This window comes from Mycobacterium sp. (assembly GCF_035623875.1).
Taxonomy (GTDB): Bacteria; Actinomycetota; Actinomycetes; order Mycobacteriales; family Mycobacteriaceae; genus Mycobacterium.
Map to the genome: position 1 here is coordinate 22,493 of NZ_DASPSP010000152.1, position 21,384 is coordinate 43,876.

A 21,384-nucleotide genomic window follows, 5' to 3' on the forward strand; every position below is an offset into this window, starting at 1 on the left:
GGCCGCCTGCCGATTTCAGCCGTGCATCGAGGTTGCGGCGATTAGCCTGTCGGGACATGTCCGTAGTCCGCGGTACATCACTGGCGAACTACCCTCGCCTGGTCGCCGAACTGGGTGGTGATCCAGTGCGCCTGCTGGACGCGGCCGGCATCCGGCCCCGCGACGTCGGCGAATACGACGTGTTCATTCCGTTGTCCGGTGTGCTGCAGGCGATCGAGTCTGCCGCCAAGGCCACCGCCACGCCCGATTTCGGGCGACGCCTGGCGGCGCGGCAGGGCATCGAGATCCTCGGACCGGTCGGTGTGGCCGCACGCACCGCAGCCACAGTCGCCGACGCGTTCACCATCTTCGGTACCTACATGGCCGCCTACAGCCCCGCCATCGGGATCCGCATCACGCCGCTGGCAGACCCGCAGCGGTCGTTCGTGGTCTTCGAGTTCCTTCTCGAACACACCCCGCCGTGTCCGCAGACCATCGAGTTGTCACTCGGGGTTTCGTTGCGGGTACTGCGATTCCTGCTCGGATCCGACTACTCGCCGCTTTCGGTGCACTTCCCTCACGACCCTTTGACCCCGCGTGAGGACTATGTCGCCTACTTCGGCTGCACACCCCACTTCGCTGAGCCGACCGCGGGTTTCACCATACGCGCAACCGATCTGCGCCGTCCCCTGCGTCGAGATGACCTCGCTCACCGAGCCATCGTCGAGTACCTCAACAGCATCACCGCACCCGAAACGGGACTCGCGCAATCGGTCCGAACGATCATCCGGCAGCTGTTGCCCACCGGGGTGGCGACGCTGGAGGTGATTGCCGCCCAGTTCAACCTGCACCCAAAAGCATTGCAGCGCCGACTTGCTGACGAGGGTACGACCCTCGCCGCCCTGGTCGACGACGTCCGCAAGGGAACGGCCGAGCGCTACCTGCGCACCACGCACATGAGCCTGTCCCATCTCACCCGCGAACTGGGCTACGCCGAACAAAGCGTGCTGACCCGCGCGTGCGGGCGCTGGTTCGGATGTGGGCCTGCCGCCTATCGCAAGCGGCAAGGGCCACCGACTCGGCGAACGGCGAAGTCCACCGCGTAGCTGACACGCTGCGCCGGCAGTGCCGCCGTCGATTTGGCCGAAAGGTTCCGCCTCGCGTGCGTCGGCGTCATCGGGATCAGGCGGTGGCTGTGTCTATGCCGGCGATGACAAAGACGACCATTGCGCAGAAAAATGCGTACCACGCCAGTGTTGTCCACATTTTGTATCCTTATCGAAATTCCCTGTTGTGCAATGACTTCCGACATGCCCTGCCGGGAGTGGATTGGTTTTCAACCGTTGACTCAACGATGCCTCACGAGCCCGCTCGCGGTCTTGACCATCCGGGACAGAAATTTGACTTTGCAGTACACCCCACAATAGACAAGCTCCTACCAGCCACATCGGCGGAATCCAGCCCAGACCCTCGCCCCCAGGCGCTTATAGCTCGGGCGCGTTTCATGGTGGATCCGCCACCGGGGTCCCATGGCACATGCGCCATAGCAACGGGATCCGCGATCAGCTCGGCTATAGACGGCGTTTCGTAGGTCTGGCGTCAGGTCCTGGCGGCCTGGTGAGGGTCGATAGTTACGCGGTACCTTTTCCGCCCGTCTAAGGCGGTTCTGATCCCTATTCTTTCCGCATGACAACGTATGCCTTGGTGCACGGGGCGTGGCACGGCGCTTGGTGTTGGGAAAAGGTGACTCCGCTTCTTCAGCAAGCCGGCCATGACGTGGTCGCGCCGGACCTGCCGAGCGACGATGGGTCGGCAGACTTCGACACCTACGCGGATGTGATGTGCAGCGCCCTGCAGGGCTGCGACGACGATGTGGTGGTCGTGGGGCACTCGTTGGGCGGTCCCACGGCGACGTTGGTCGCGGCTCGACAGGCTGCGCGGCATTTGGTGTATCTGTGTGCCGTGGTTCCAGAGGTCGGACTCAGCTTGGTAGACCAAGGGCTGGAGCAGATTACGCCGGAATTTGCCAACGGATGGGTCAAGGGGTTGAGTGCGCCTGACGAGAAAGGACGGATGGTATGGGTCGACTTTGACTTTGTGCGAAAGATGTTCTATGCCGACTGCGACGAACCTACCGTGGCAGCAGCGATCGATCACCTGCGACCCCAGGCCGCTTACCCATGGACGCTGCCTTGCTCGCTGACCGAACCGCCCTCCGTCCCTTGTACTTACGTTGTCTGCGCCGAAGATCAGATAGTCACTGCTGAGTGGTCGAAGCGAATTGCTCACCGCATCGGCGCAGACATCGTAGAACTGCCAGGCAGTCATTCACCGCTTCTTTCACGACCGTCAGCGGTAGCTGAAGTCCTGCTGCGTGTGGCTGACGAAGAGTAGCGCGCCAGGTGCGGGCACGTGGTGACGAGGCCCGCCATCGCGAATACCGGGATCGCTCCCGGGATATGGCGAGAACGCTTGGCTACGACGGGCATATCGCGTGGGTCGAGGCGATGCCATGACGGCGGGGTTTCTGCATCCGCATCGATACGTGGCTTCCAGCTGGCAATCTCGTCCCATCCTCAACACCCCGGCGCTTGGAACCCCCTAAAGGTTTGCATGCCGGTGGCGAAATTCGTGCCGAAATCCCCCACTAGCGCAGCGGCCGTGACAACGAGCGGCTGCGCCTGGCAGCCGGCATCGCAGCAATCCTGATGACCGCTGCGGGCTTCGCCTGCGCGGCGAATCAAGCGTCCCCCGCGCGGCGAAAGTTCTTTTCACACACCGCAATACCGTCTTGACCCGCATCGCACGCGCCGAACGCCTGCTACCCAAACCCCTCACCCAACAGCCATGAGGTCGCGGTCGCCCTCGAACTGGCCGCCGGGATTACCTAACCGCGCCGATATCCGGCCCGATAAGCGGGACCAAGGATGCAGGTCACTAGCGTGCCGATCGCTCGATCAGTGCATCGAGGTTGCGCTCACCGTCCCTGGTCTGCGCACCACCGGCCACGACGGCGTCGAACCGCGCCTCCAGTTCGGGGTCTGCGAGTGTCTGGTTGAACTGGAACCCCTCCTCGAGAAGGCCGGCTTCGATCGATCCCGTCGCCGCGTCAACTGCGATCTTGGCCCTCCGGACTGCGTCGGCTGGGAAGGACGCGATTCGGCGCGCCAACTTTTCCACGAACGGGCCGAGCTCGTCCGGCGGTAAGGTGCGGTTCACCCAGCCGTACCGCTCTGCGGTGTCGGCGTCGAAATCGCAGCAGCCGAGCACAACTTCCAACGCGCGGCCGCGGCCCATGACCCGGGCCAGCCGTTGCGTGCCACCACCACCCGGGATGAGTCCGAGCGCAACCTCGGGCTGCCCGAAGACCGCACGCCCTCGAGCCGCGAAGCGAAGGTCGAGCGACAAGGCCAACTCGCTTCCACCGCCACGTGCCCTGCCCTCAAGCTGAGCAATTGTCACCAGCGGCAATGTGCGCCAGCGCTCCACAAGCTGGTGAAACGGGCCCAACTGGTCACTTCGCTCTGTTACGTCTCGCGGCAACTGACGGATGAGGTCCAGGTCGGCATGAGCGATAAAGAACTCCGGATCAGCACTGCGGAAGACCGTGACGCGCACCGACCGGGCCAGCAGGTCGTCAGGCAGACGCACCAGATCCCCTAGCATCGCGACGTCGAGCAGATTAACCGGCGGATGATCGATCGTCACGAATGCGACCCCTCCGTCGACACCAACACGCAACGTTTCATACTCGTCCATTGACGAAGACTCCCACGACACGGTGGGAGATGGAACCAAACGTCGCTAGGAGCGCGATAGGTTCCGCCGGGATCGCAACAGCTTCTCGATTAGCGTTGCGATGTGTTTGCCTGCGGAACCACGGCCACCATACCCCGGATCGCACCGAATCAAAGCGATGCGCCCAAAGACTTTCCGGGCCGTGATTCCCCAATCGGCCGGGGCCGGGAGTCGCAGACGCCACAAACACACCGAAACGCATCGAAACGGACCGGAATAGCACGCCAGATCGGGCACGCTAGGGGCACGCCCCAGCTTGTTTTCGACGTTTGTGCTGGTAGAACGAGTGCCCCCGGCAGGATTCGAACCTGCGACACCGGCTTTAGGAGAGCCGTGCTCTATCCCCTGAGCTACGAGGGCGAGACGCCAAAGTGTAGCGGGCATCACAACGTCCGCGCGATGCGCCCGGCGCGAGATGACACGCCGCTTACGGAGTGGAAAACACCACACAGTCGTGCAGGCAGCCTTTGGCGGACCCGGGAGTGTTCGGGTCGGCGTTCCGATGCAACAGCGCGCGCGTCGGTACCACCCGAAGCGCGGCGGTGTCGTCACTGGAGTCGCTCGTTTCGGCCACTTCGGCCCGACCATCGACGATGAGCGAGTAGCCACCCGGCTCGCTCGGTGGCCACAACAGCGTGACGGTGCTGCGGCTTTCGACGTTTCTGCGGGTTCGGCCGCCGACTAGCCCGACGTCCATGACGCGTTCGCGCAGCTCGGGTTCGACGGTCACGCTGTGCACCCGGTAGTCGTCATCGACGGTGACCAGATAGGCAAAACGGTAGTCGTTCAATGCGGCAGCCAGGCGTGTGAAGTCGACTTTCTCTGCTGACTTGGTACCCATCCTCAAAGCGTATAGGCGGTCTTCCCGAGGTTCGTCATCCCGCGGAGTCGCCGCGATCAAACTTCTGTTGTCTTTCACGTGCGCGGAACCGCCTTGCTTCCCTGGCCAGCCAGACGTGGCTAGCACCCAGGCGCCTACCACGTCTACGGGCCATCCGGAATCCGCTACTACAAAGGCCCCTCCTCGCCCCCCGAGGAGCGTGGATCGCTGCCCATGGATGTCGCGTCGTCAGCAGGCGACGGCACCGCAGCGACCCGCAGCTATGTCGCACGTCGCGACGACGACATGCTCTACGCGGTCGACTCGCAGCGCGGCGGCGAAGGATTGACGGTGTTGGCCGCGACCCGGCTGCCGTCGCCGATCCGGCGAATCGGCACCGACGACACCCGCATTTACGCTGCCACTGACCAGGAAGTGGTGAGCGTCGCCAACCCGCGCCTCTGACAGAACAAACGGAGGACAATGGCTGCTGAGATGGACGAAAAACCCGCACCGATCACCGTTGACGATGATGTCGACTGGCTCACCGAACAGATAGAGGCGCTCAAACAACTTGGTCAAAAAGGCGAAGTGGACGAAGGCGAGAAATACGACTTCAGCATCAGATGGGGTGCGGCGCTTGCCGGGCGGCTACCCCGGCTGGTGCACTACAGTGCGCGCGGGCTGCTCGACGAGGCCGATGAGCGCCGTTTTCAAGCGCTGTGTGACGAGCTCCGCGCGCTGTCCGACGTGATCGAGCGCATCGGGCTTGCTCGGCCGGCGTTCAGCGAGGAGCCGAAGCCAGCCAGGTCGCGGCGCGGGCTTCTTCACCGTCGCCGCTGAGAAAGTCCTTCTCGCGCAATCTGATTCCGGTGTGCGGCTGCGCGCAGTTCGGGTTACGGCACGTCAATGCCACCATGTACGCATCGTCGTCTTCATCGAGGAACAGAAATCCTAGGTAAAGCGCATGGCCGACGTTGAAATCGGTTGCGCCGCAGGCCTCGCAGTGCCCGCCTTTGGCGGCGAGTTGGGCCAGAACCCGATCGCGGTCGGCGGGAGCCAGGTTGATCAGCTCCGGGCGCACCATCGCCGGGTCGGCCATGTCAGATCTCCACGTCCTTGGCGTAGTAGACGTTGTCCTCTCGCCAGCCGCCCGCGCCCTTGCCGATGCCGGAGTAGTCGTTGACGAACTCGATTTGGTTGATCCACTTGGCCATCTTGAAACCGACCTGGGTCTCCACCCGCAGCCGCAACGGTGCGCCGTGTTTGATCGGCAACGGCTTGCCGTTCATCTCGTAGGCGAGGATGGTCTGCGGCTTGTAGGCCAGTTCGAGGTCCATCACCTCGTAGAACTGGCCTCCGCCGTGCGAGGCGGGCTCGTCTCGGTCGTTGTCCTGCATGGTCATCGAGCAGATGTACTTTGCCTCCGGCAGCGGCCGCACCAGTTCCACCAAGGTGCTCAGATGCAGGCCGCTCCACTGCCCGATGCTCGTCCAACCCTGGACGCAGTTGTGCATGACCCGTTGGACTTCCGGCGCGCCCAGCGCGCGCAACTCGGCCAAATCCAACGTCACCGGATTCTCGACCAAGCCCCCAACCCGCAGCCGCCAGTCGACGAAGTTGTGTACGGCCATCACCTTGTACTCGGTCGAGCAGGGTGGCTTGCCGTTGACACGGTGTTGCGTGGTCAGTTTCCGCTCCGGATAGTTCTGCCGCGAATCCAACGGCCGCAACAGAATCCGCCGTGCGCAGCCGACCACCGCGTCCAGCCTGCGCTGAACCGAACGAGGGTTGCGCAGGCTCCACAGCGTTGCCGCGACGTGGATGGCGATGACCGTCGCGATGATCAGCAGCGAACACGCGGTCGCCCAGTTGGTGTTGCGGACCGAGCCGAAGATCATCGCCGCGGTCAGCTTGCCCCAGCCCCAAAAGAAGACCATCGACAGATGGACGGCGATGAAGCCGACAAAGGCGACCAGCCCCACGAAATGCAGGCTGCGCGCCCATTGCCGGCCGCCCCACATCTGGACGTACCACGGAAATCTGGCCTCTACCGCCGGGGACTGGGCGGCGCCGGTGAGGATCTGGAACGGCGCCAGCACAAAGACCACGCTTGCATAGGCCAGCTTCTGCATGGCGTCGAAGGGTTCACCCGGCAGCATCGGCGGCAGGTTGAACGTCAGGTAGGTGACGATGTCGTTCCACGCCTCGGGGAAGATCGACCACGACGCGGGCCAGTAGCGATGCCACTGTCCGGTCGCGAAAAGCAGGATGTAGTAGGAGAGTCCGACCAGAATCCAGCCGATCACCGCGAAAAAGTGCCAGTGCCGTCCGAGGCCCAACTGCGCGTGGCCGGGCAGCGAAATGATCGGGGAGTAGTCCTCCTCTTCGTCGAGGGTGTCGTACAGCTTGTTCTGCGGCATCACCTTGCGGGTGAAGCGTGCCCACTCGCTTCCGGGTCTGCTGTCGTCGTTCCAGTACAGCTTCGGATGGGTAGCGAGGATCTCGATCCCGCTACGGATGATCAACGTGACGAACAACAGGTTGAGCCAATGGTCGACTCGCAGCCACACCGGATAATCGAACGTCGTCATCGCGGCGTTCCCATTAGTCGGACCACCGCTGCCGTTGGGGATAAGCCACGTTGATCCCCAGCAGCACCGATATGTGCACAGCGATGAAGCCCAACGCGAACGCACCCGCCAACGTCCCGGGTGCGAAATCCCACCGGCCGGTCACCGCCACCAGCCCCGGCAGGGTCGCCACTCGACTGGCCAGGTACACGCCCAGAAAGACGACCGAAACCAGATCACCGAAAAACCATCCTAATTGCGGCACACGGGGATTGCGGCCCAGCCACAGAAACGAGGCAGCTAACAGACAGCAGGCTCCCAGGATGGCGGCGTAGACGACGAAATACACCGGCAACGGCGGCTGGCTGGTCAACACATAGACATGCGCCGCGGCGATTCCGGTCAGCAGCGCTGTGCCCAGCAGAGTCACCGTTCGGGGCAGATTGAAGGCGACGTAGCCCCTCAGGCGAAGCCAATCGTAAGCCCGGCTGCGCTTCCATCTTTCGATGACCGCACTCACGGCGAGCGTGTACCCGATTGCCTCAATCCCCAAACGCTTTAGGGGTTTCGACGATCACGGTGGTGGCCTTGACGACCGCGACGGCCAGACTGCCTGGCTCGAGTTTCAGTTTGCGTGCGGCCCCGGTACTCATCAGGGAGACGACGGTGTGCCTGCCGAGCTACCTGTGCCGAGCGGGTTTGGCGGTAACGGTCGGGCGTTGTTGCGCCAGAACTCGGCCAAGCACATCGCCGGACGGTGTCGTCGCTGACCCCAGTAGCTCAGCGGCCTGATGGATCCGCATCGCTGGCACGGATAGATGCTAGAACCGGGCCGATGGATAATGTAAGAATTGTTCGCGATCAGATTCGGATGGTGCCATGACGATCACGACGCTCGGCCTTCCGCGAGTGCCGCGTCGCTTCGGTGGCCCGGCGACGCAGCCCCCGTCCACCGGCCCGTTGATCGACAGCCATGGGCGACTCGCGACTGATTTGCGGGTGTCCCTGACCGACCGCTGCAATCTGCGATGCACCTACTGCATGCCCGCCGCGGGTCTGCCGTGGACGGCGGCCGAGCAGCTGCTGCAACCCGACGAAATCATCAGGCTGGTGCGGATGGGTGTGACCCGACTGGGCATCACCAAGGTGCGGTTCACTGGTGGAGAACCGTTGCTGGCCAAGGACCTTGAAGAGATCATCGCCGCAACGGCCGAGCTCCGGCCGCGGCCGCAACTCGCGCTGACCACCAACGGGGTCTTGTTGGCCAAGCGCGCGGAGGCGTTGGCACGGGCCGGCTTGGACCGGGTGAACGTGTCGCTGGACAGCGTCGATTACCTGCACTTCGCTGCGATCACCCGCCGCGATCGACTGTCCGACGTGCTGGCCGGCCTGGCCGCGGCGCACGCAGCGGGTCTGCGACCGGTGAAGGTGAATGCCGTACTGGACCCGCTGACCGGCCTCGACGACGCGGTGTCGCTGGTGCGGTTCTGCCTCGATTACGACTACCAGTTGCGGATCATCGAGCAGATGCCGCTCGATGCCGGACATCAATGGCGCCGTGAGGCCACGGTGACCGCGAACCAAGTGCTGGCGCAGCTGCGACGTCATTCGTTCAGGCTGGAACCCGATCGGGCGCCGCGGGGTTCGGCGGCAGCCGAGTTGTGGAGGATCACTGATCCCGGGACTGGACGCACCGGGAAGGTCGGGATCATCGCCTCGGTGTCGCACCCGTTCTGCTCGACATGTAACCGCGCCCGGTTGACCGCTGACGGGCAGCTCCGTAGTTGCCTGTTTGCCATCGAGGAGACCGACCTGCGGGGGCTGCTGCGCAGCGGCGCCAACGACGCCGCGATCGAGGCGGCATGGCGGACCGCGATGTGGGGCAAACCGGCGGGTCACGGCATCAACGACCCTGACTTCGTCCAACCGGCGCGGCCGATGAGCGCAATTGGTGGCTGAGGTGGCGGCCGACGCAATCACCGTGCGGTATTTCGCGGCCGCCCGCGCAGCCGCAGGATCCGATTGCGAGCAGCTGACCGTGCGTTCCGGCGCCACGGTCGGCGAGCTTGTCGACACGCTGGGTGGCCGCAGCCCGGAACTCGCCCTGGTGCTTGGCCGGTGCTCCTTCCTCTGCGACGGTCTGGCGGTTCGCGACCAAGCCCAACCGCTGCAGGCGGGCAACACGATCGACGTACTGCCGCCGTTCGCTGGAGGATGAATGTGGGCTGCTAAGTCGAGCCCACCCACTCGTCGGTTCCGTCGGCGAAAACCTGGCGTTTCCACACCGGTAATCGCGCCTTGATGGTGTCCACCAGCCGTGCGCAGGTGGCAAACGCCGCTTGGCGATGATCGGCGGCGACCGCGGCGACCAACGCCGCCTCGCCGACCTGCAAGACGCCAATCCGGTGACTGGCCGCAATAGCCCGCGTCCCGGGCGACTGCGCCGCGACCTCTGCGACGACTTCGGCGATGACATCGGCGGCCGACGGGTGGGCGGAATATTCCAGCTTCACCACCTGGCGTCCGTTGTCGTGGTCGCGAATCATCCCGACGAACCCCACAACGGCTCCCGCCGCCTGATGGCTCACCAGTTCCTGGTGTTCGGCCAGCAGGATCGGTTGATCCGTCAGCGCGGCACGAACTACCAGGCACCTCACGATTACCAACTATATTTACTGACGCCATGCGGTCGGTCGAGGAGCATCAACGCGTTGTCGCCGGGCTGATTACTGCCCGGCCCGCCGGCATCGCCGAACTGCCCGACGCCGAGGGCCGGGTGCTGTCCCACGATGTGACCGCGACGGTGTCGCTGCCGGTTTTCGACAACTCTGCGATGGACGGTTACGCGGTGCGTGCCGACGAGGTAGCCTCGGCGACGGCCGACCATCCGGTGAAACTGCCGGTGGCCGAAGACATTCCAGCCGGTCGGACCGACGTCCCCACCCTCGGGCCGGGCACCGCGCATCGGATCATGACTGGCGCGCCGATCCCGGCCGGGGCGACGGCGATAGTGCCCGTCGAGGCCACCGACGGGCGGACCGATGTGGTGCGGATCCACGCACCCAGCGCCGAGGGCAAATACATCCGCCGGGCCGGCGAGGACGTCGCCGCCGGCAGCACGGTGTTGCCGGCCGGGCAGGTGGTCACGCCGGCGGTGGTTGGCCTGGTCGCCGCGCTGGGACTGCATGAGCTGTCGGTGATTCCGCGTCAGCGGGTGCTGATCATTTCCACCGGATCAGAGCTCGTGTCGCCAGGCACGCCGCTGCGGCCGGGTCAGATTTACGAGTCGAACTCGCCGATGCTGGCCGCGGCCGTCCGCGACGCCGGCGCCGAGGTGGTCGTCACCGCGGTTGCCGGCGACGACGTCGCCGAGTTCGCCGCGTTGCTCGACCGATACGCCGCCGAGTCGGACCTGATCATCACCAGCGGCGGCGTCAGCGCGGGTGCCTACGAGGTCGTCAAGGACGCCTTCGGCCGAGCCGGTGATCAGGGCGTGGAGTTCGTGAAGGTGGCGATGCAGCCAGGCATGCCGCAGGGCACCGGCCGGGTGGCCGACACGCCGATCGTCACCCTGCCCGGTAATCCGGTCAGTGCCCTGGTGTCCTTCGAGGTGTTCATCCGTCCGGCACTGCGTTCAGCCATGGGGCTGCCCGATCCGCACCGGCCGCGGCGATCCGCCGTGCTGACCGAGACGTTGACCGCACCGGCCGGCAAGCGCCAGTTTCGCCGCGGGATTTTCGACGCCGCCGCCGGCACCGTCGTGAGCCACGGCCCGCCGGGGTCACACCATCTGGGGTCACTGGCGTCGGCGAATTGCCTGCTGGATTTCCCGGCGGAGGTCACGGAGATTCCGGCCGGCTCTGCGGTGCAGATCTGGGACCTGCGCTAGTTACCTGTCAGAATGGGACGCGTGATGTCCGACGCCGCGGCGACGCCGCCGTCGGGGGCGGGTCCGCTCTCGCACATCGACGATCAGGGCGCGGCGCATATGGTCGACGTCACCGGCAAGGCGGCCACCAAGCGCACCGCGGTCGCCGCGGGCTCGCTGCGTACTTCCTCGCGAGTGGTGGAGCTGATCGCCGCGGGCGGACTGCCGAAAGGCGATGCCCTGGCCACTGCGCGGGTTGCGGGCATTCTGGCCGCCAAGCGCACCAGCGACCTGATTCCACTGTGTCATCAGTTGGCGCTCACCGGCGTCGACATCGAATTCTGTGTTGCTGAGACGGATGTCGACATCACCGCGACGGTGCGCAGCACCGACCGCACCGGGGTCGAGATGGAGGCGCTGACCGCGGTGAGCGTGGCGGCCCTGACCCTGTACGACATGATCAAAGCAGTCGATCCGGCTGCGCGTATCGACGACATCCGGGTGTTGCGGAAGGACGGCGGCCGGCACGGAACATGGGAGCGGTGATGACTGACCGATCCGCGCGGATCATCATCGCCTCGACTCGCGCGTCGGCCGGGGTCTACGAAGATCGCTGCGGGCCTTTGATATCGGAATGGCTTGTGCAGCATGGATTCTCGTCGGTACAGCCGGTGCTGGTCGGTGACGGCGAGCCGGTGGGTCAGGCGCTGCGTGACGCGATCGCCGAGGCTGTCGACGTGGTGATCACCTCCGGTGGCACCGGCATCTCGCCCAGCGACAGCACCCCGGACCAGACCGCGGCGGTGCTTGACTACATGATTCCCGGGCTGGCTGATGCCATCCGGCGTTCCGGTTTACCGAAGGTGCCGACCTCGGTGCTGTCCCGCGGCATCTGCGGCGTGGCGGGGCGGACCTTGGTGGTCAACCTGCCGGGTTCGCCGGGCGGGGTGCGTGACGGTCTTCGGGTGCTCGCCGACGTGCTGGACCATGCGCTGGACCAAATCGCCGGTAAAGACCACCCACGATAAACCAAATCAGCAGTGCCCCAACGAGTGCGACGGCGAGATTGCTGAGGAAGCCGGTGATTCCGACCGCTAGGGCGATTGCCCACTGCCAGGGTCCCCGCAGGTCTCTCAGCAACATGATGTGCAGCAGGCCGGCGACCGTCAGCAGACCTGCCAGGATTGGCACCGGAAAGCCGGCCAGCGCAGCGGTCAGGGTCGCTCCGATCGCCAGCGCAAGCGCGATCAGCGCACTGCCCAACATGATTGGTGCCCCGCCACTGCGGGCGCCGAAGCTGCGATGCGCTGTCATCCCGCCGGCGCCGTGACACACCGGCATCCCGCTGATCGAGCCGGCGAACAGGTTGGCCAAACCAAGAGTGATCGCCAGGCGGCCTGGTCGCACCCGGCGGGCCGCATCGCCGAAGTAGGCGCGGGCCGTGTCCGCGGTGGCCAAACACGAGTTGGCGAACGACAACGGTAACTGCGGCAGCACCAGGGCTACAGCCGCGGCGGAGAGGGCGGCCCAACTCAGGTGTGGGACGTGCAGCGCCGACGGGCCGAAGCTGACCGAGCCGTGGAAGGTCAGCACCATCGTCACCACGGCGATCGCCAGAAAGACCAGGGTGACCTGCCGGCGTCGCAACAGCAGCGCCAATGCGATCACCACCACGGTGGCGCCCGCCAGCCACCAGATCGAGCGCCGGTGGTCGGTGAACGCTTTCGGCGTCGCAGACACCAGCTTCCACGCCAACTGAAAGAACAGCAGTCCCACCGAGAGCTGAATCCCCCGAATGATCGGCTGCGGGAACACCTTCCCGACCCAATCCAACAGGCCCGAAACCCCAAGCGTCACAAAAATGACGCCCAGCAGCAGGGCGCCGGCGGCGATATCGTCAGCTCCGAAACCGTGCGCGATCGCGATCGCCCCGAACGCCTTCAACGGCTGCACCGGCACCGGAAGTCGATACACCAGGCCGGCCACCACGTACAGCAGCCCGGCCGGCAACAGCACCGCAGTCGGCGTGAGCCCGTTCTTGACGATCAATGCCACCGCGATCGGCACCAGAACCCCCAGATCGCCGACCGCTCCGGCTAATTCCGCCCGGTCGAACCGAAACGAGCCGGCACGCGACTGCGGCAGGTTGTCGACAACGGTCATCGGAATTCCGCGATCACCTTGGCGAAGGTTTCAGCATGGTGTTCCTGCACAGTGACGGACGTGAGCCCGTAGGTGTCCCGGTAGCCGCGCAACGTATCGGCGATGTCGCGGGGCGATCCGCTCAGCACGGCAGGCAATGCCAGCAACTGCTCGTCGGACAGGGTGGGCGCATACCTGCGAGTCATCGACAGGTCGGGTTTCCCGGAGCTGTCTGACACCCCTGTGATCGCCAGGTTCAACTCGAGATCGGCGAACCGGTCACCGGCGGCGGCGCGGACGAACTCGATGCGTTCGGCGAGCGGGTCGCCGACCCCGCGGTCGTTGGCACCCGTCAGACCGATGATGTCGGCATGCGTGGCGGCCACCGTCAGCAATCGATTTCCGTTGCCGGCGATCAGGATCGGCACGTTGGGTAGGTGCTTCTTCAGGTAAGTGGTGACGTGCTCGAGGTAGTCGACGCGTTGACCGGCACTCGGGTACGGCAACTCGGCGGCCTCGAATTCCTCCCGCACGTAGCCCGCCCCGAGGCCGAGTTCGAGGCGGCCGTCGCTGAGGTCATTGACGGCGGCTGCGTCGCGAGCCAACAGGGCCGGCTTGTAGAAGCAGGCGTTGAGCACGTAGGTCCCCAGCCGCACGGTGGAAGTGGCCGCCGCGATCGCCGTCAGCACCGGAAACGGTGCCGGCGCGCCGAGGTGGTCAGGGAGATGAAGGATGTCGAATCCGGCGTTCTCCAGGCGTCGTGCCTTATCCCGCAGCGCGGCACTTGACTTGGCGGTGTGGATGCCTATCGAGAAGCGAAAGGAACGAGACGCCTGTGCGGCCATCAGCCAACTCCGATCGTGTTGTTATTCGGATTGCAATTTCCAGGAGCGCGCGGCGGCCGTAAGGCCTTGCACCAGAGCAGAAGTCACCGGTGACAAACCGTCGTCACCCGGGAGGGGACTGCGCGGGCTGATGCCCCTGACCCGGGTCGGCAGCTCCAGCTGGGTCCCGCCGTCGCGGGTCCGGTTGACCGGGTTGTGCGGATGCAGCCCGCGGAGCTCGAGCGGGATCTGGTCGATGTCGGTGACGACCTGATAGCCGGGCAGGTCGAGGTGGCCGGCCACGTGAGCGGCCAGCGCCCGGTTGCTGCCTCCGGCCAACAGCTGCGTGCCGCGGCCGATCCGCCCGTATCCGTGCAGCGAGATCGCGATGTCGACGTGCACGAGGAACTCCGCGAGTCGGGCCGACTGGTCAGCGCGGAAGCGGGCCGACGACAAGTGATGTGGATAGCGGTCGGGATGTCGCACCAGATACACCGACGCGCCGGCCGCGTCGGCGGCACGCTCGGCAATCACGTCGGTCATCTCTTCCAGGCCGCCGCCGTGAATGGCGAGAAAGCCGAAGCGCGACCGCAGCCGGCTTTCCTCGCTCACCCCGGCCTCCGATAGCAACTCGGAAAGCGACTCTGGCGCAGGCGTTGTGGGCCGCGACCGTGGGCGAGGCCAACGAGCCGGGTCCCATCGGCGCAAAAAGTCGATCCAGCGCTTCGGCAACCGGTGATGGACTGCTCCGTCGATGATGCGTTCGAGGTAGCCGGGCCGCGGCGCACCCGGATGTACTCGGTCGTCGATGTAGACCCAGGCATCCAACGGCCCGTCGTTGGTCTTCACAGTCAGCTGGTCGCGGCGGTAACGCCGCGGCACGCCCTCGGCGCTGTCCAAAGTGGCCAGGTCGTGATCGGATAGCTGCCAGACGACTCCGTGCACTTCCACGCCGTCAAACGGCTCCACGGTGGCTACGCCGCGCTGATTGATCAGCCAGTCGTGGTCGGCCAGCACCGCCCGCCGGGGATTGGTGGCGTCGGGACACCGTTGCGCCATCTGCTGCACGCACAGGTTCGACCCGTACGCAAAGTAGGTATGACGGCGCGCCGGCACGAGTTTCATGTTAGCGGGGCGAAGTATTTGGCCGGCCTCAGCCACGGGTGGTGGTCAATGGGACCCTGTATGGCCAGACGACCGCTACGTCATCTGGACGCCTACACTGGATCCAGTCGCCGGACGTTACGTGTTCGGCCAAATCCCTCAACAACTCTTGGGCGGTGCCACCGACACAGTGATATGAGCGGGTAATGGCCGCGAGGTTAATTCCGGCGCGTCACGCTGTTGGTGCCAGCGCTTCGGTGCAAGGATTACTCAATGGACGCTTCGGTAGGCGACAGCACGCGGGACCGCGACACGATCGAACGGGAATTGCGATTGCTGGTCAGCGTTCGGAGTGCGTACCGGCAGCGGGGCGGAGCGCTGCCGCCGGTAAGCCAGATGGACGCTCTGTTGGACGAACTCCTGGAGCTGGGCCCGCCGGTCGAGCCGAAGGCCAAGGCCAACCGCACTATGCCGAGCCGCTCACGGTGAGGTAGATCAGCACCGCATTGAGCAGGCTGATCATCACGCCGACCACCCACCCGATAGCGGTCGTGATGCGGTGATTGGTGTCGTCTCCCATTAGCGCTCGATCGCTGGTCAACCGAACCAACGGAAGCAGCGCGAACGGAATGCCGAACGACAACACGACCTGCGACAGGACCAACGTTCGGGTTGGGTTGGCGCCCAGGGCCAGAATCAACAGGGCAGGCGCCAGCGTCACCAGCTGGCGCAACAGCATCGGAACCGACCGGTAGAGCAACCCCTGCATGATCATCGCGCCGGCGTATGCGCCCACCGACGCCGACGCCAAACCCGAAACCAGTAATCCGATCGCGAAGAACACCGCGACTGTCGGGCTGACGGTGTCCCGCACCGCGGCGTAAGCGCCCTCAATGGAACCGGTGCGGCCGCGCTCCCGCATGTTGAGCGCAGCGATCAGCAGCATCGCGGCGTTCACCCCGCCGGCCACCACCATCGCCAGCCCGACGTCCAATCGGGTGACGCGCAGGAGCCGACGCCGGTGCGGGCCCGGCTCGGGATGGCCGTGCCGGTCGCGGGCCAACCCGGAATGCAGATACACCGCGTGTGGCATGACCGTCGCGCCCAGGATGGCGGCGGCCAGCAGGACACTCTCCGTCCCACCGAATCGCGGCACCAGCCCGCCGATCACGGCGTCGGGCGGCGGCGTTGCGACGAAGAAACTGGCTGTGAAGCCGATCGCAATCACCAGCAGCAATCCGGTGATGACGCGTTCGAACAGCTGCTGGCCGCGCTGGTCCTGGATTCTCAGCAGTAGCAGCGACACCGCCCCGGTGATCAGCCCGCCGATCAGCAGCGGCAGGTCGAACAGGATGCGCAGCGCAATAGCCCCGCCGATCACCTCGGCAACGTCGGTGGCCATCGCGACGATCTCGGCTTGCGCCCAATAAGCCAGCCGGGCCCGCCGGCTCAGCTGTGCGCCGACGGCTTCCGGCAGCGAGCGCCCGGTCACCAGCCCGAGCTTCGCCGACAGGTATTGCACGAGGCCGGCCATCACGTTTGCGATGACGATGACCCACAGCAGCAAGAAACCGAACTGCGCGCCCGCGCTGACGTTGGCGGCCACATTGCCCGGGTCGACATATGCGATCGCGGCGACGAATGCCGGGCCGAGCAGATACCAGCCCGTTTTGAGCGGGGCGCGGGTCTCCTGCGTCACCTAACTCACTTTCGTCCGACGAATAAGAAAGTTAGGTTAACCGAAACGTCTAGCCCGCGGCGTAGAGGCCGCGGCCGGTGACCAGCGGTAGGTCCAGCGTGGTCCGGATCCCGGGCGGGGCAGCCACCACAGCGGGGATGGCGTTGACGACGCGCATCGCGGTGGCCACCAGGCCGGCGTGATTGTGGTCGCCCTTGCGGCTGCTCAAGCAGACGTCGACGGCGTAGGACGGTTCGCCGGTGATCTCGATGCGGTAGGAGCCACCGGGTTGGGCCGGCTGCGGCCAGTCGGGGCAAAGGTCGTCGCGCAGTCGGGTGACGTGCTCCAGGACGACGACGGGATCACCGTCGACCAATCCGAGCACCTCGAACCGCAACGCGGCGGCGCTGCCCTTCGGGATATGGCCGGAGGCGATGTCGAAGTTCTCGGGTGCCGGCTCGCGTACGTACATCTCTTCGACCGTGTCGAGTTCGAGACCGAGCCCGGCGGCGAGCTGTCGCACCACCGATCCCCACGCCAGGCTCAGCACCCCCGGTTGCAGCAGCATCGGGATCTCGTCGATCGGTTTGCCGAATCCCATCACGTCGAACATGACCGTCGGGCTGTCGTAGGTGGCGTAGTCGACGATCTCCATGCAGCGGATCTGCTCGATGTTCTGGCAGGTGCCCGCCAGCGCCAGCGGCAGCAGGTCGTTGGCGAATCCGGGATCGATGCCGTTGACGAATAGGCTCGAATTACCCTCCCGCGCAGCATCTTCGATCGGCGTAAGCATCTCCTGCGGAAGCACCTGCCATGGGTATTGCAAAAAGACCGCGCTACTGCCGACGACGTTCACCCCGGCGGCCAGGATGCGCCGGTAGTCGTCGAGGGCGTCGGGCAACCGGTTGTCGGCCATCGCGGTGTAGACCGCACACTGCGGCTTGGTGGCGAGCACCGCGTCCAAATCGGTGCTCGCGGTGATGCCGGTCGAGACATCAAGTCCGGCAAGCTCCCCGGCGTCTTTACCGGCTTTGGCATCTGATGACACCCAGACGCCGGTGAGCTCGAACTGGGGATTGCTGATCAGGGCGTGTAGTGCATGGACACCGACGTTGCCGGTGCCGATCTGGGCGACGCGAATGGCCTTGCTCATAGTTCCGCTCACAGGTCCGGGATCGGTAGGTCGAGGTTGGGGAAGGTGATGCCGCCGTCGACCTCGATCACCTTACCGGTCAGGTAGGCGCCCGCGGGTGAAGCCAAATACACTGCGGCGGCTGCGATCTCGTCAGGCCTGCCGAGACGGCGCAACGGTGTCGCCTTTTCCATCGGCGCGCGTAGCTCGTCGTTGGAGGCGACGATGTCCAACGCCGAGGTGGCAATCGACCCCGGCGCGATGGCATTGACCCGAATCCGCGGGCACAGGTCCAGCGCGGCCAGCCGGGTGTAGTGCGCGAGTGCGGCCTTGGCGGTGCCGTAGGCGGCGAAACCGCGGCCGGCCACCCGTCCCATCGTCGAGGTGATGTTGATGATGCCGCCGCCGCCGGAGTGCTCGAGCATCAGCGGCGCCGCGGCGGTGGTCAACGCGTGGGCGGTGGCGACGTTGAAGGTGAACGCGGCTTTGAGATCCTGCGTCGACGTGCTCAACAGCGCGTTGGGCATGGTGCCGCCGACGTTGTTGACGACGATGTCCAGCCGTCCGAAGGCTTCGACGGCCTGGCCGGCCAGCTCCGCGGTCACCTCGGGGTGGGCCAAGTCCCCGGCGACGACGTGGGCGCGACGTCCCGCAGCGCGGACTTGGTCGGCAACGGCCTCTAGTTCGGATTGGGTGCGCGAGGCGATGACAACGTCGGCGCCGACCTCAGCGAATGCCACTGCGATCGCCGCGCCAAGGCCACGGCCGCCACCGGTGACGACGGCGACCTTGTCGTCGAGTCGGAATTTGTCGAGGATCACGGGCGTCACCGTAACAAGGCGGCCGCGGTCTCGGAACCCCATTTCTGAAACACGTTCTAGTTTTCTTTCGCGTGTCGGTGTTTTGTCGGACCCTGTTGGCATAATCGAATATATGTTCGAGTCAACGGCGTTGTCGGCCACCAGCGAGTCGGCTGCATTGCTCGAGCAGGCGTGTGCAGCGGCGCGAAGTGAAGCACAGGCCACGGCGCGGCGACTGAACGCGATAGCCGACCTGATGGGGTTGCGGAGTCGCCAGTACGGCGACCGCGCGGAGTGGGTCGCCGATCTGTGGGACGCGATTGCCGCGGAACTGGCTGCGGCCCTGCGGGTTAGCCGCGCGCTGGCCTCGAGCTATATGTCAGATGCCGAAATCTTGCGGGAGCGGCTGCCCAAGGTGGGGGAATGTCTGGCCGCCGGAGACATCAACTACGCGATGTTCGGCGTGATCGCCTACCGCACGGCGCTGATCACCGACCCGAAGGCGCTGGCGGCGGTCGATGCGCAGGTGGCGTTGCGCGCCCCGCGTTGGCCGTCGCTCACCCGGGGCAATCTGGCGATGCGGGTTGATGCCATCGTCGCCGACGTCGATCGGGACGCGATCCGCCGGACCAACAAAGAGGTCAAAACCCGCTACCTGAATGTGTCGGAGTCGGTTCCCGGTATCGCCGAGGTGTACGGCAACGTATTCGCCAGCACCGGCCGGGCGCTGGATCGCCGATTAGATGAGTTGGCGGGCACGGTGTGTGAGGCCGATCCGCGGACGAGGGCGCAGCGCCGCGCGGATGCGTTGGGCGCTCTGGTCGTCGGCGCCGACCGGCTGACGTGCACCTGCGGGGATCCCGACTGCGCGGAGACGCGGGGTCGCATGCGAAACCGCAATGTGGTGATCCATGTGGTCGCCGAGCAGGCCAGCATCGACGGCAACGGGACCACGCCGGGGTACATGGCCGGCGCCGACGGGCTCATTCCCCCGCAGGTGGTGGCCGAACTGGCCAAGTCGGCCACACTGCACGCGCTGACCGTTCCGGAAGCGGCCGAACCGCACTACGTCCCGTCAGCCAAACTGGCCGAGTTTGTCCGGTGCCGCGACCTGACCTGCCGGGCCCCTGGTTGTGATCAGCCCGCGGTGTATTGCGACATCGACCACACCATTCCGTACGCTGACGGCGGGCCGACTCATCCGTCCAACTTGAAGTGCGTGTGCCGAAAACACCATCTGCTCAAGACTTTTTGGGGATGGCGGGACAAACAGTTGGCCGACGGTACGGTTATCTGGTCGCTGCCATCCGGGCAGACCTATGTCACCAGCCCCGGCAGCGCGATCCTGTTTCCGGCGCTGACGATTCCCACTGGTGATCTACCCGAATCCACACCGACTTCCGATGTTCGCTGTGGTGAACGCACCGCCATGATGCCCACTCGTCGACGCACTCGGGCACAGCAGCGATCGCAACGTATCACCGCAGAGCGCAACCGCAATCGCAACGACAGGCTGGCCCGGCAACGTGCCTACACATCAGCCCGTGCGGAACCGTTCGGTGACCCCGACGGACCACCGCCGTTCTGATATGGGAGACGTTGTGTCAAGTGGGCAGGGTGAAGCGGCGGCCGCGACCGTCGTCGTGGCCGCCGCTTCGTTGACCGGATGAGGTGTGCGGAGGTCTCGAGCGTGTCGTATCGACGCGTGTCAGTCTGATATACGCGGGTTGGTTATCGCAGGACGGGACTTTCGAGTCGGAGTGGGTCGCTTGTCTAGAGATCGAGCGTCATCTGTTGCGCTGCAACGTGATTGCTCATAGAACGGACGCGGGTCACTCCCAGACGCTTACCGGTACCCCGTGTTGGCCTCATCCAGACATTTGTGGGTGGCGGGTTAGTCTTCGAGTACGGCCAGCGACCAGCACCAGCCGGCCAGTTCACGAGCGATTGCCGCATTAGCGACCACCGAGCGTTTCTTGCGGTCATCGAACCGGACCCAGCGGGCGTGCAGGCGCCGATTCGCGGCCTGTCCGCGGGCACGGGCTGCTGGTGATGCAGTTTCCCAGCGTCGCCGTAGATGGCGTCCCGGCCGATAGGGCGCCCGGTGATGCCACGCCGCTTCGATCAGCAACCGGCGAGCGTGACTGTTCCCGGTCTTGGTCACCCCGCCTTGCACGCGTGTGGATCCCGAGGAACATTCAGTGGGTACCAACCCGAGGTAAGCACCGATGGACCGGCCCGACAGCCGGTGCCAGTCTCCGATTTCGGTGGCCAGTCCGAACGCCGTCAGCGTCGAAATGCCTCGCACGCACCCCAGCCGGGTCACCACCGGGGTGAACGCTGAATCGCAGGCCATCGCCGTGATCGCAGCATCGAGGCGATCACGGCGATCCACGGTGGCCAGCATCGCGTCGAAGGCCGCGTCGAAGGCCAGTTGCAGTCCCGGGGTGTCGAACCGGTGCGTCTGCAACCACAGCTGGTGCTTCTTGTTCCAGGCTTCGCCGCCGTAGTACACGATTCCTTGCCGCAAAAGAAATTTCGATAATCGATGCCGCACCGCCATCAGATCACCGCGACAGTCCTCACGGGCCCGGACCAAGTCTCGGGCGGCTTCTTGCTCGACTGAGGGCACGCTCACCACTGAGATCTCATTCAAATGCAACAAC

General features: G+C 65.3%; 24 protein-coding genes, 1 tRNA gene and 2 pseudogenes. 12 read left to right on the forward strand and 15 right to left on the reverse strand.

The genetic code is table 11. From position 1 onward, the window contains the following. Window positions 1–56 precede the first annotated feature (56 nt). The 3 genes from VEI45_RS12145 (at window position 57) to VEI45_RS12155 (ending at window position 2,830) form a co-directional block, all read left to right on the forward strand. A complete protein-coding gene (locus VEI45_RS12145) occupies window positions 57–1,085 on the forward strand; it encodes an AraC family transcriptional regulator (protein WP_324853449.1) in 1,029 nt (342 codons plus the stop codon). Window positions 1,086–1,665: 580 nt separating this feature from the next. Further along, on the forward strand, window positions 1,666–2,373 hold the full coding sequence (locus VEI45_RS12150) for an alpha/beta fold hydrolase (RefSeq protein WP_324853451.1): 708 nt from the start codon (window positions 1,666–1,668) through the stop codon (window positions 2,371–2,373). Between the two features lie 334 nt (window positions 2,374–2,707). Next, entirely contained in the window at window positions 2,708–2,830 is a 123-nt protein-coding gene (locus VEI45_RS12155) for a helix-turn-helix domain-containing protein (protein WP_324853491.1), read from the forward strand. 86 nt (window positions 2,831–2,916) lie between these two features. Here the strand turns inward: VEI45_RS12155 and VEI45_RS12160 are convergent, their stop codons facing one another. The 3 genes from VEI45_RS12160 to VEI45_RS12170 form a co-directional block, all read right to left on the reverse strand. Next, complete coding sequence (locus VEI45_RS12160) at window positions 2,917–3,738, reverse strand: enoyl-CoA hydratase/isomerase family protein (protein ID WP_324853453.1); 822 nt, start codon at window positions 3,736–3,738, stop codon at window positions 2,917–2,919. A 326-nt stretch (window positions 3,739–4,064) separates the two neighbouring features. Beyond that, window positions 4,065–4,137, reverse strand: a tRNA-Arg gene (locus VEI45_RS12165). A gap of 67 nt (window positions 4,138–4,204) precedes the next feature. After that, window positions 4,205–4,618 (reverse strand): pyridoxamine 5'-phosphate oxidase family protein, encoded by a 414-nt coding sequence (locus VEI45_RS12170; protein WP_324853455.1) that lies wholly within the window; start codon window positions 4,616–4,618, stop codon window positions 4,205–4,207. A gap of 135 nt (window positions 4,619–4,753) precedes the next feature. Between VEI45_RS12170 and VEI45_RS12175 the strand changes: the two are divergent. Together VEI45_RS12175 and VEI45_RS12180 are read left to right on the forward strand one after the other, a co-directional pair. After that, a pseudogene (locus tag VEI45_RS12175) lies at window positions 4,754–5,044 on the forward strand (hypothetical protein); the annotation flags it as partial. Window positions 5,045–5,080: 36 nt separating this feature from the next. Then, window positions 5,081–5,440 carry a hypothetical protein gene (locus VEI45_RS12180; RefSeq protein WP_324853457.1) on the forward strand — a complete coding sequence of 120 codons (360 nt, stop codon included), beginning with the start codon at window positions 5,081–5,083 and terminating at the stop codon, window positions 5,438–5,440. On the opposite strand, the gene VEI45_RS12185 is transcribed toward VEI45_RS12180, so the two are convergent. The 4 genes and pseudogenes from VEI45_RS12185 to VEI45_RS12200 all read right to left on the reverse strand — a co-directional run. Then, complete coding sequence (locus VEI45_RS12185; protein WP_324853459.1) at window positions 5,382–5,699, reverse strand: hypothetical protein; 318 nt, start codon at window positions 5,697–5,699, stop codon at window positions 5,382–5,384. The two genes, VEI45_RS12180 and VEI45_RS12185, sit on opposite strands and share 59 nt — an antisense overlap. Before the next feature lies 1 nt (window position 5,700). Beyond that, window positions 5,701–7,191, reverse strand: a complete 1,491-nt coding sequence (locus VEI45_RS12190) for a molybdopterin-dependent oxidoreductase (protein WP_324853461.1) — start codon at window positions 7,189–7,191, stop codon at window positions 5,701–5,703. Window positions 7,192–7,204: 13 nt separating this feature from the next. Further along, window positions 7,205–7,690 (reverse strand): oxidoreductase, encoded by a 486-nt coding sequence (locus VEI45_RS12195; RefSeq protein ID WP_324853463.1) that lies wholly within the window; start codon window positions 7,688–7,690, stop codon window positions 7,205–7,207. 22 nt (window positions 7,691–7,712) lie between these two features. Next, window positions 7,713–7,847, reverse strand: a pseudogene (locus tag VEI45_RS12200) (TOBE domain-containing protein); the annotation flags it as partial. Window positions 7,848–8,049: 202 nt separating this feature from the next. Between VEI45_RS12200 and moaA the strand changes: the two are divergent. Next, window positions 8,050–9,129, forward strand: coding sequence for a GTP 3',8-cyclase MoaA (moaA, locus tag VEI45_RS12205; RefSeq protein ID WP_324853464.1), 1,080 nt, complete (start codon window positions 8,050–8,052; stop codon window positions 9,127–9,129). Beyond that, on the forward strand, window positions 9,119–9,388 hold the full coding sequence (locus VEI45_RS12210) for a MoaD/ThiS family protein (RefSeq protein WP_414687463.1): 270 nt from the start codon (window positions 9,119–9,121) through the stop codon (window positions 9,386–9,388). The genes moaA and VEI45_RS12210 overlap by 11 nt, the downstream gene beginning before the upstream one ends. Before the next feature lie 10 nt (window positions 9,389–9,398). On the opposite strand, the gene VEI45_RS12215 is transcribed toward VEI45_RS12210, so the two are convergent. Further along, window positions 9,399–9,818, reverse strand: a complete 420-nt coding sequence (locus VEI45_RS12215; RefSeq protein ID WP_324853492.1) for a molybdenum cofactor biosynthesis protein MoaE — start codon at window positions 9,816–9,818, stop codon at window positions 9,399–9,401. 35 nt (window positions 9,819–9,853) lie between these two features. Between VEI45_RS12215 and glp the strand changes: the two genes are divergently transcribed. Genes glp through VEI45_RS12230 form a run of 3 tightly spaced genes read left to right on the forward strand, consistent with a single transcriptional unit; the run spans window position 9,854 to window position 12,066 of the window. Further along, window positions 9,854–11,059, forward strand: coding sequence for a gephyrin-like molybdotransferase Glp (gene glp / locus VEI45_RS12220; RefSeq protein ID WP_324853468.1), 1,206 nt, complete (start codon window positions 9,854–9,856; stop codon window positions 11,057–11,059). Between the two features lie 24 nt (window positions 11,060–11,083). Next, window positions 11,084–11,584 carry a cyclic pyranopterin monophosphate synthase MoaC gene (gene moaC, locus VEI45_RS12225; protein ID WP_324853494.1) on the forward strand — a complete coding sequence of 167 codons (501 nt, stop codon included), beginning with the start codon at window positions 11,084–11,086 and terminating at the stop codon, window positions 11,582–11,584. After that, window positions 11,584–12,066 carry a MogA/MoaB family molybdenum cofactor biosynthesis protein gene (locus VEI45_RS12230; RefSeq protein ID WP_324853470.1) on the forward strand — a complete coding sequence of 161 codons (483 nt, stop codon included), beginning with the start codon at window positions 11,584–11,586 and terminating at the stop codon, window positions 12,064–12,066. Before moaC ends, VEI45_RS12230 begins: the two co-directional genes overlap by 1 nt. Here VEI45_RS12230 and VEI45_RS12235 read toward each other — a convergent pair. Genes VEI45_RS12235 through VEI45_RS12245 form a run of 3 tightly spaced genes read right to left on the reverse strand, consistent with a single transcriptional unit; the run spans window position 11,960 to window position 15,129 of the window. Next, window positions 11,960–13,201, reverse strand: a complete 1,242-nt coding sequence (locus VEI45_RS12235; RefSeq protein ID WP_324853472.1) for a putative sulfate/molybdate transporter — start codon at window positions 13,199–13,201, stop codon at window positions 11,960–11,962. The genes VEI45_RS12230 and VEI45_RS12235 overlap by 107 nt on opposite strands. Then, entirely contained in the window at window positions 13,198–14,025 is an 828-nt protein-coding gene (locus tag VEI45_RS12240) for an LLM class F420-dependent oxidoreductase (RefSeq protein ID WP_324853474.1), read from the reverse strand. Before VEI45_RS12240 ends, VEI45_RS12235 begins: the two co-directional genes overlap by 4 nt. A 21-nt stretch (window positions 14,026–14,046) precedes the next feature. Further along, window positions 14,047–15,129 carry a poly-gamma-glutamate hydrolase family protein gene (locus VEI45_RS12245; protein ID WP_414687464.1) on the reverse strand — a complete coding sequence of 361 codons (1,083 nt, stop codon included), beginning with the start codon at window positions 15,127–15,129 and terminating at the stop codon, window positions 14,047–14,049. Between the two features lie 252 nt (window positions 15,130–15,381). Between VEI45_RS12245 and VEI45_RS12250 the strand changes: the two genes are divergently transcribed. Then, the gene (locus VEI45_RS12250) at window positions 15,382–15,597 is read left to right on the forward strand and encodes a hypothetical protein (RefSeq protein WP_324853478.1); all 216 of its coding nucleotides are present in this window, start codon (window positions 15,382–15,384) and stop codon (window positions 15,595–15,597) included. Here the strand turns inward: VEI45_RS12250 and VEI45_RS12255 are convergent. The 3 genes from VEI45_RS12255 to VEI45_RS12265 are packed head-to-tail and all read right to left on the reverse strand — an operon-like array spanning window position 15,575 to window position 18,739. After that, complete coding sequence (locus VEI45_RS12255; protein ID WP_324853480.1) at window positions 15,575–16,807, reverse strand: Nramp family divalent metal transporter; 1,233 nt, start codon at window positions 16,805–16,807, stop codon at window positions 15,575–15,577. The genes VEI45_RS12250 and VEI45_RS12255 overlap by 23 nt on opposite strands. A gap of 49 nt (window positions 16,808–16,856) precedes the next feature. Next, on the reverse strand, window positions 16,857–17,939 hold the full coding sequence (locus tag VEI45_RS12260; protein WP_324853482.1) for a diacylglycerol kinase: 1,083 nt from the start codon (window positions 17,937–17,939) through the stop codon (window positions 16,857–16,859). An 8-nt stretch (window positions 17,940–17,947) separates the two neighbouring features. Then, the gene (locus VEI45_RS12265) at window positions 17,948–18,739 is read right to left on the reverse strand and encodes an SDR family oxidoreductase (protein ID WP_324853483.1); all 792 of its coding nucleotides are present in this window, start codon (window positions 18,737–18,739) and stop codon (window positions 17,948–17,950) included. Between the two features lie 112 nt (window positions 18,740–18,851). Between VEI45_RS12265 and VEI45_RS12270 the strand changes: the two genes are divergently transcribed. Then, window positions 18,852–20,306, forward strand: coding sequence for an HNH endonuclease signature motif containing protein (locus VEI45_RS12270; protein ID WP_324853485.1), 1,455 nt, complete (start codon window positions 18,852–18,854; stop codon window positions 20,304–20,306). Window positions 20,307–20,612: 306 nt separating this feature from the next. On the opposite strand, the gene VEI45_RS12275 is transcribed toward VEI45_RS12270, so the two are convergent. Beyond that, window positions 20,613–21,384, reverse strand: a 772-nt coding sequence (locus VEI45_RS12275) for a transposase (RefSeq protein ID WP_324853487.1), incomplete at its 5' end; no start/stop codon positions are given.

Excerpts from the sequence above, each read along its gene's own strand:
- VEI45_RS12150 (WP_324853451.1), top strand. The coding sequence starts at position 1,666 with ATGACAACGTATGCCTTGGTGCACGGGGCGTGGCACGGCGCTTGGTGT.
- moaC (WP_324853494.1), top strand. The coding sequence starts at position 11,084 with ATGTCCGACGCCGCGGCGACGCCGCCGTCGGGGGCGGGTCCGCTCTCG.
- VEI45_RS12180 (WP_324853457.1), top strand. The coding sequence starts at position 5,081 with ATGGCTGCTGAGATGGACGAAAAACCCGCACCGATCACCGTTGACGAT.
- VEI45_RS12260 (WP_324853482.1), bottom strand. The coding sequence starts at position 17,939 with ATGAGCAAGGCCATTCGCGTCGCCCAGATCGGCACCGGCAACGTCGGT.
- VEI45_RS12245 (WP_414687464.1), bottom strand. The coding sequence starts at position 15,129 with ATGAAACTCGTGCCGGCGCGCCGTCATACCTACTTTGCGTACGGGTCG.
- moaA (WP_324853464.1), top strand. The coding sequence starts at position 8,050 with ATGACGATCACGACGCTCGGCCTTCCGCGAGTGCCGCGTCGCTTCGGT.
- VEI45_RS12250 (WP_324853478.1), top strand. The coding sequence starts at position 15,382 with ATGGACGCTTCGGTAGGCGACAGCACGCGGGACCGCGACACGATCGAA.
- glp (WP_324853468.1), top strand. The coding sequence starts at position 9,854 with ATGCGGTCGGTCGAGGAGCATCAACGCGTTGTCGCCGGGCTGATTACT.
- VEI45_RS12240 (WP_324853474.1), bottom strand. The coding sequence starts at position 14,025 with ATGGCCGCACAGGCGTCTCGTTCCTTTCGCTTCTCGATAGGCATCCAC.
- VEI45_RS12160 (WP_324853453.1), bottom strand. The coding sequence starts at position 3,738 with ATGGACGAGTATGAAACGTTGCGTGTTGGTGTCGACGGAGGGGTCGCA.
- VEI45_RS12190 (WP_324853461.1), bottom strand. The coding sequence starts at position 7,191 with ATGACGACGTTCGATTATCCGGTGTGGCTGCGAGTCGACCATTGGCTC.
- VEI45_RS12185 (WP_324853459.1), bottom strand. The coding sequence starts at position 5,699 with ATGGCCGACCCGGCGATGGTGCGCCCGGAGCTGATCAACCTGGCTCCC.
- VEI45_RS12235 (WP_324853472.1), bottom strand. The coding sequence starts at position 13,201 with ATGACCGTTGTCGACAACCTGCCGCAGTCGCGTGCCGGCTCGTTTCGG.
- VEI45_RS12145 (WP_324853449.1), top strand. The coding sequence starts at position 57 with ATGTCCGTAGTCCGCGGTACATCACTGGCGAACTACCCTCGCCTGGTC.
- VEI45_RS12270 (WP_324853485.1), top strand. The coding sequence starts at position 18,852 with ATGTTCGAGTCAACGGCGTTGTCGGCCACCAGCGAGTCGGCTGCATTG.
- VEI45_RS12170 (WP_324853455.1), bottom strand. The coding sequence starts at position 4,618 with ATGGGTACCAAGTCAGCAGAGAAAGTCGACTTCACACGCCTGGCTGCC.
- VEI45_RS12230 (WP_324853470.1), top strand. The coding sequence starts at position 11,584 with ATGACTGACCGATCCGCGCGGATCATCATCGCCTCGACTCGCGCGTCG.